The following is a 6,000-nucleotide window of genomic DNA, read 5'->3' as shown; positions in this document are numbered from 1 at the left end:
ACACAGGGCATCGGTGCTGCCGGCCTCGGCGGCCCGCAGCACGAGGGCGTCGGCACCCTTCCAGTCTTCGGCCTGCTCCCGCAGTACGGCCAGCCGGAGCAGGGCGTCGGTGCTGCCGGCGTCGGCGGCCCGGCGCAGTAGAGCTTCGGTAAGCGTCGACTCGATCATCCGCTCCTGTGCGGCCATTCGGAGCAGGGCGTTTGTACTGTCGGCGTCGGCGCTCTGCCGCAGTAGAGCGTCAAAAAGTGTCCCTTCGCTTGATCGTTCCTGCCAATCGGCCAGCCGGAGCAGGGCGTCGGTGCTGCCGGCTTCGGCAGCCCGCCGCAGTAGAGCCCGGGCACCATCCCAGTCCTCGTTCTCGGCCCCCCACTCGGCCAGCCGGAGCAGGGCGTCGGTGCTGCCGGCTTCGGCAGCCCGTCGCATCTGGGCCTCGGCTCCTTCCCGGTCCCCCAGCCGCTCCCGCCACCTGGCAAGCTGAAACAGAGCGTCGGTGTCACGGGCGTCCGTAGCCCGCACTGCGAAGGCGTCGGTACCCTTTTTTGGGGCGTCGTCCTGCTCGCGTGGCTCGGCCCGCGGGTAGAGGGCGTCGGTGGCCAGCCCCAGCAGGGCCCTGGCACTGTCCAGGTCCCCGTCCCCCATCCGCCACACCGCGAGATGATGTAGAGCGCTGGTGCTGCCGGCGTCGGCAGCCCGCAGCAGCAGGGCTTCGGCGCCCTCCTGGTCCCCAGCGTTTCCCCGCCACTCGGCCAGCAGGAGCAAGGCCTCCGTGCTGCCGACGTCGGCGGCCCGCAGTGCGAGGGCCATGGCCTTCTTCCGCTTTCCGGCCTCCATCCGCCACTCGGCCAGCCGGAGCAAAGCGTCGGTGCTGCCGGCGTCGGCTGCCTGCAGCGCGAGAGCCTCGGCTCCAGCCCGGTCCCCGGCTCGCCACCGCAGCAGGGCCAGCAAGTGCAGGGCATGGACACTGCCCATGTCGGCGGCCCGTCGCAGCAACACCTCAGCACCCTCCCAGTCCTCAGCCTCCATCCGCCTTTCGGCCAGCTGGTGTAGGGCGTGGGTGCTACCGGTATCGGCAGCGCGCTGGAGGAGGTGCTGTGCCCACCTCAGACGGTGTTTGCGGCTGGCGGCTTGGGCAAGTTGCTCAAGATCGTCGGCGCTGGTGAGGTGGGTGTGGGCGGCCTGCCAGAACGACGCGGGCGGGCATTGGGCTCGACGCTGGGTGCGGCCATGCTGTTCGAGGAAGTCGGCCAGCCGGAACTCCTGCCCTGCTGGCGTCGCCACCGGAACATCGGCCGGCATCGGAGCTCCCGGCAGCCGGCGCTTGGGTCGCTGCCGGATGCAGCTGAGGGGTGCCTGTTTACCGTGGACCAGTCGTGCGAGGTCGGCGTAGGCCGCTTCTGCCCAGTCCTCGCTGAGCTGTTGGTAATCGGAGTCGGCCAGATAGTCGAGTGCAGCGTCGGTCAGGAACGCTTGGGGAAGGCGCAGCCCGACGCCCAGACGCCGGGCGTCCATCGCCGCTTCCAGGATCGCTCTGGCGGCCGGGGAGCCATCTTCATACCGTCGCAGGAGCTCAGGGGCGCCGGCCAGATCCTGAGCGACACGGCCGTGGCCGTCAGCGCGGGACAGGGCGTCTGCCAGCAGGACGTCGCCCGCCTCCGCCATGGATTTCGCAGTGGCAAGCGCCTGCTTGTCGAACGCGTCCGGGACCGGGATGCGCCGTGCGCTGAGCAGTTCGCGGGTCCGGCTGTGAAGGTCGGTGTTGTCGGGTGCGGGCAGGGCGTTGTAGCGGTTGGCGTACTCGGGCCACAACGTACCCAGGACCAGGACCGGGGCTCGTTCCGGCGCGCTGAGCAGGTGATGCAGAGCAGCCGCGATGCGCTCGCCGTACGTGGGATCGCCGAGATAGTGCTGGGCCTCGTTCAGCCACACCACTGTCCGTGGCCCGACCCGGTGCAGATCTTCCAGCGCGGCTTGGGCCCGGCCGGGGTCGAAGGGGTGCCACAACCGCCAGTGCAGAGCAGCCAGCGGCTGGATGGCCTCCCAGCACGCCCGGGTCTTGCCTGTGGAGGACGTACCGACGAGCACCACCATCCGACTGCGTCCTGAGGTCACGTCCCCCACGGCGTGGGCCAGCATCTGGTCGTGCTGGCGCGGCACATATCCCGGAAGCGCCCGCCGCTCCCGCATGTTGCTGCCATCAACTCCTGCTGTGGTGCCGGCGGGGTGGACTTCCAGGTCGTGCGGATCCCACGTGGACAGTGGTCGGCCGGGCCCAGGGGCGTTCGCTGCTGCCGGATCCTCGTGCGGGATGGCGCTGCGCCGGAGCTGCAGCAGCTTTTCTGCCGACAGGTTCAGCGCCGTCGCCAGCGCGGCCACCGTCTCCGGCGTTGGTACAGGACCACCACGCCGCAAAGCTTCGTACACCGTGGTGCGCCCAAGGCCCGCCCTCGTAGCCAGTTGATCCTTGCTCAGCCGCGCGAGGGCCAGGCCGTTCTCCAAGCGGTCCCGCAGCTCCGACAACGCCCGCTCCGGCGCAGCCTGATCCCCTTGCATGCTGCCCCCCGAGTGAGTGTTCGCCGAAGTTCATCTTCGTCCGGCGCGGACCCCGGCGTACGCGAAATCCAGGACAACGGTTACGCCAACAACCAGTCCGCCCAAGGGAGTCTGCCGTGTCCATCAGCCTCGTCCTCCTCACCACCGCGCTCGTACTGGCCCTTGCGGCGCTGGCCGCTACCGCTGCCGGGATCCTCGCCCGCATGGACGGAGCCACCGCCCCGGCGGCCATCAAGTCGGCCGCCGCTGTCTTCGCCGCGGCCCTGACCCTCGCCTGCGCCATCACCGCGGCGCTCGCCTCTGTGCTCCGCTGACCCCGATCTCAGCCCGGGACGCACAGACCGGCGGCGTCGAGGCCAACTCTCGACGGGAAGCGCATCGCTGTCGCGGGTTTCGCGGACTCGTACGCGTCGTGCTCTGCGGCGGAGAAGGTTGCCCTGGGCGGTCGAGTAGATCTTGGCCGTGAACAGCGGCAGCGTGGTGCCTCAGGTGTACGGCCAAAGCCGCTGACAAATGATTAAGCTGGCCTATTCGAGTCATATATGATCATTCCAGGGAAAGATCGTGAAAATATGCTGAACTCTGAACGCTCTGCACGTCTCTCCCGCATTTCGGGCCCATGGCTTGCACAGTGTGAGTGCGTGGCAAGCCGGCCGCCACCCGCACAAGGCACCACCACGGGCCTGCGACGCTCCGGACGTTCGGCGGACCGCACGGGGTGCTCTGGACCCTGTAGGGGGATCCTCGTGAACTGTTTCCGCTTCTGTGCGTCGCATGAGTGCTGTTGCCGCCGTGGCGGCCGCCGCCCTGGGTGCCGTGCCGTGGCGTTGCCGGCTGTGGCCGCCGGCCGCCACCCGGCCCGCCCGCACCACGGCGTCGTCTGCATCAGCGCCGTGCAGGCCGGTGCCCCGGGACGCGACGACCGCTCCAGCCGCTCCCTGAACAGGGGAGTGGGTGGACATCACCAACGGCAGCCGCCGCGCGGCAATCTCGACGGGTGCACGCTGGCCGACGAGGACGGCCACACCTACACCTTCTCCCACTAGGGCCTGTGTGATGTTGTGATCAGGCAGTTGCCTTCAGGAGGTCGCTGATCCAGATCATCGAGGCATGGAGGTGGAGGCCGGCGAAGCAGCTCTCGGGCGTCTTGTCGTATCGAGTCGCAATGCCCCGCCAGGTCTTCAACTTGTTGACGAGCCGCTCGACGGTGTTCCGCTGCTTGTACAGGTCGGTGTCGTGGCGTGTAGGGCGGCCGCCCCGGCTGCCTTTCTTCTTCCGGTTTGCGGCCTGGTCCTTCTTCTCTGGGATGACTGCCTTGATGTTGCGTTTCCGCAGGTAAGAGACGTTAGCGCGGGAGGAGTAGGCCTTGTCCGCGGCAACAGCGTCGGGCCGGGTTCGGGGCCGGCCGACTGGCAGACGGGCCCGCACCTTCTGTAAAACGGGCACGAACTGAGGGCTGTCAGCGGCCTGTCCTGCGGTCAGTACGATTGACAGCGGACGGCACTTGCGGTCAGCGGCGAGATGAATCTTGCTCGTCAGTCCACCACGGGATCTGCCGAGCAGGGCTTGGCTCAAGCGGAGCTTGCGCCGTCGCCTGATGTGCCGCCGCCCTTACTGACCGGGGTCGTCACTGCCGTGCTGTCCGTTCTGTTCTGGCGGCCCGCCCCTTCTTGCCGGGCCCGCTCCTGCTCGGCGGCGGCTTCCTCAAGGGCGTCCATGACCTCCTTGCCGATGCGCATTCCGGCTGCGTCGTGGTGGGCCCGGGCAGTGGTGGAGTCCACGCTGACCAGGGATAAGTCCATCTGTCTCTGACGGGCGGCCTCGGCGATCAGGCCTTCGAGCAATGCGGTGAAGACGCCTGCGTCCCTCTACACCCGGAAGCGGCCGTAGACCGTCGGCCACGGGCCGACCCGCGCGTCACACCAAGCGTCCTGCCGGATTCAGCTCCCGTACCGGAACAGAACCCGAAGAGTGATCACAACATCACACAGGCCCTAGCGCCTGGACGGCCACGCGACCGTTCGCGTCCACACCGGCATCCGCCGCGACAGCCGCACCGATCTGTACCAGGAGCGCCGCAACTACGTCTGGAGCAACGACCACGACCCTGCGACCCTGCGCAACGACCACCGCCGCTTCGTCGACGACGCTCCCTGGGGCCATCACCACCGACGCTGATCCACGGCTCCGCCCAGCACCGGCAGACGAACCGTCCGCTGACGGCGCACGGCACTGACCCGGGCGAGTGCGAGGCCTGAACCGCTGAATGCAGGAGGAGGCCGGACTGCAGCCGGAGCGCCCGGACAAGGGCCCCGAGCCGAGAACGGCTCGGGGCCCTTGCGCTGGACTGCCAATGTCGTTGGGCGGTCGTGGCAGTGAGTGTCAGGTGTGGCGGAGAGGGCAGGATTCGAACCTGCGTGGGCCGCGTGGGGCCCGACCGTGAGGCGTGCTCGCTGGTCCCCGATCAGCCACTCCGGGCACCTCTCCTTGTGTCCGGCCCCGGGTGGTGTCCGGTGCCGTTCACGTGAATCAGAGTGGCAGGGTCGGCTGACCGGGGGCTGATGTGTCACTGACTCGTCCGCCTGGTCTGGCCCGTTCGCGGATGCGGACCCGGCCAGGGCAGGCGGACGCCGGCGCCTGGGCAAAGACTCCCAAGTCCTGTTGGCTGGCACCCTCTACCAGGCACTCGCGCACGGCCCGGCCGCAGGCGTAGCGGCTGGTTTCGGAGCTTCGGGCAGGAACCGAACGGCGGCAGCCTGAAGACAGGCGCGGGCCTGCGAAGTCCTTGGCCGGAAGGACCTTTGATGACAGATTTGACGGCAGTGAAGTGGGCTCACGCCACACGGCATGTCGATCGTGTCGGCTGCCGACTCGGTGCGCTGGTCGACGCGCCGAGCCCGGCGACCTGGTGGCCGTGCGCGTGGACCGCGTGGGCTGGCAGGAGTGGATCAACGACACAGCGTTCGCCGCGTGCGCCTTTACCCAGGGGACGTGGTCGTCGGAGCCTTCGCCGCCCGGTACGCCGCCGAGATTTGTGAAGCACGTGTCGACGCGGCTCCCCGGGAGAACACGCACCTGCACGGCCACGGCGGTGTCATAGGAACCGTCACCGACTCCTACGCCGACCTCCGCGCCCACCCGGGTGACCCCGCTCGGATCACTGGTCACACCGGACGGGCGTGGCCTCTCCCTCCGGGACTTCGCACTTGCACTGGCCGCCGCCGGGTCAGCGAGCAGCCCCCGGCCACGTACCAGCCATGGCGGTCTTGGGCACCGGATCCAACTCCGGCAATACCACCGCCGTAACCGCGATCATCAACGGTTGGCGCAGCGTGGGCAACCGAGTCGGGGCGGCCAAGGGCACCGGCTGCACCGGGGGAGGGAACCGGCACGAGATGCGCGACGCCGGCGCGGCGGAACTCCTGGATCGCCTCGACTTCGGTCTGGTAT

Annotated in this window: 3 protein-coding genes and 3 pseudogenes; 3 read left to right on the top strand and 3 right to left on the bottom strand. The window is 68.9% G+C overall.

The window, feature by feature from the left end; translation table 11 throughout:
* On the bottom strand, positions 1 to 2,373 hold a 2,373-nt coding region (locus AB0H32_RS31535; protein ID WP_361127487.1), incomplete at its 3' end, for a hypothetical protein.
* A gap of 293 nt (positions 2,374 to 2,666) precedes the next feature.
* Between AB0H32_RS31535 and AB0H32_RS31530 the strand changes: the two genes are divergently transcribed.
* Both AB0H32_RS31530 and AB0H32_RS31525 read left to right on the top strand, forming a co-directional pair.
* On the top strand, positions 2,667 to 2,864 hold the full coding sequence (locus tag AB0H32_RS31530; protein WP_361127484.1) for a hypothetical protein: 198 nt from the start codon (positions 2,667 to 2,669) through the stop codon (positions 2,862 to 2,864).
* 507 nt (positions 2,865 to 3,371) lie between these two features.
* On the top strand, positions 3,372 to 3,596 hold the full coding sequence (locus AB0H32_RS31525) for a hypothetical protein (RefSeq protein WP_361127481.1): 225 nt from the start codon (positions 3,372 to 3,374) through the stop codon (positions 3,594 to 3,596).
* A gap of 19 nt (positions 3,597 to 3,615) precedes the next feature.
* On the opposite strand, the pseudogene AB0H32_RS31520 reads toward AB0H32_RS31525, so the two are convergent.
* Positions 3,616 to 4,490, bottom strand: a pseudogene (locus AB0H32_RS31520) (IS5 family transposase).
* A 58-nt stretch (positions 4,491 to 4,548) separates the two neighbouring features.
* Here AB0H32_RS31520 and AB0H32_RS31515 point away from each other — a divergent pair.
* A pseudogene (locus AB0H32_RS31515) lies at positions 4,549 to 4,728 on the top strand (lamin tail domain-containing protein); the annotation flags it as partial.
* Between the two features lie 211 nt (positions 4,729 to 4,939).
* On the opposite strand, the pseudogene AB0H32_RS31510 reads toward AB0H32_RS31515, so the two are convergent.
* A pseudogene (locus tag AB0H32_RS31510) lies at positions 4,940 to 5,037 on the bottom strand.
* Positions 5,038 to 6,000 lie beyond the last annotated feature (963 nt).

Origin of the sequence: Streptomyces sp. NPDC020362 (assembly GCF_040642095.1) — a bacterium.
Taxonomy (GTDB): Bacteria; Actinomycetota; Actinomycetes; order Streptomycetales; family Streptomycetaceae; genus Streptomyces.
Note: the sequence above shows the minus strand (reverse complement) of the source record. Positions and strands in the feature narration are given on the sequence as shown.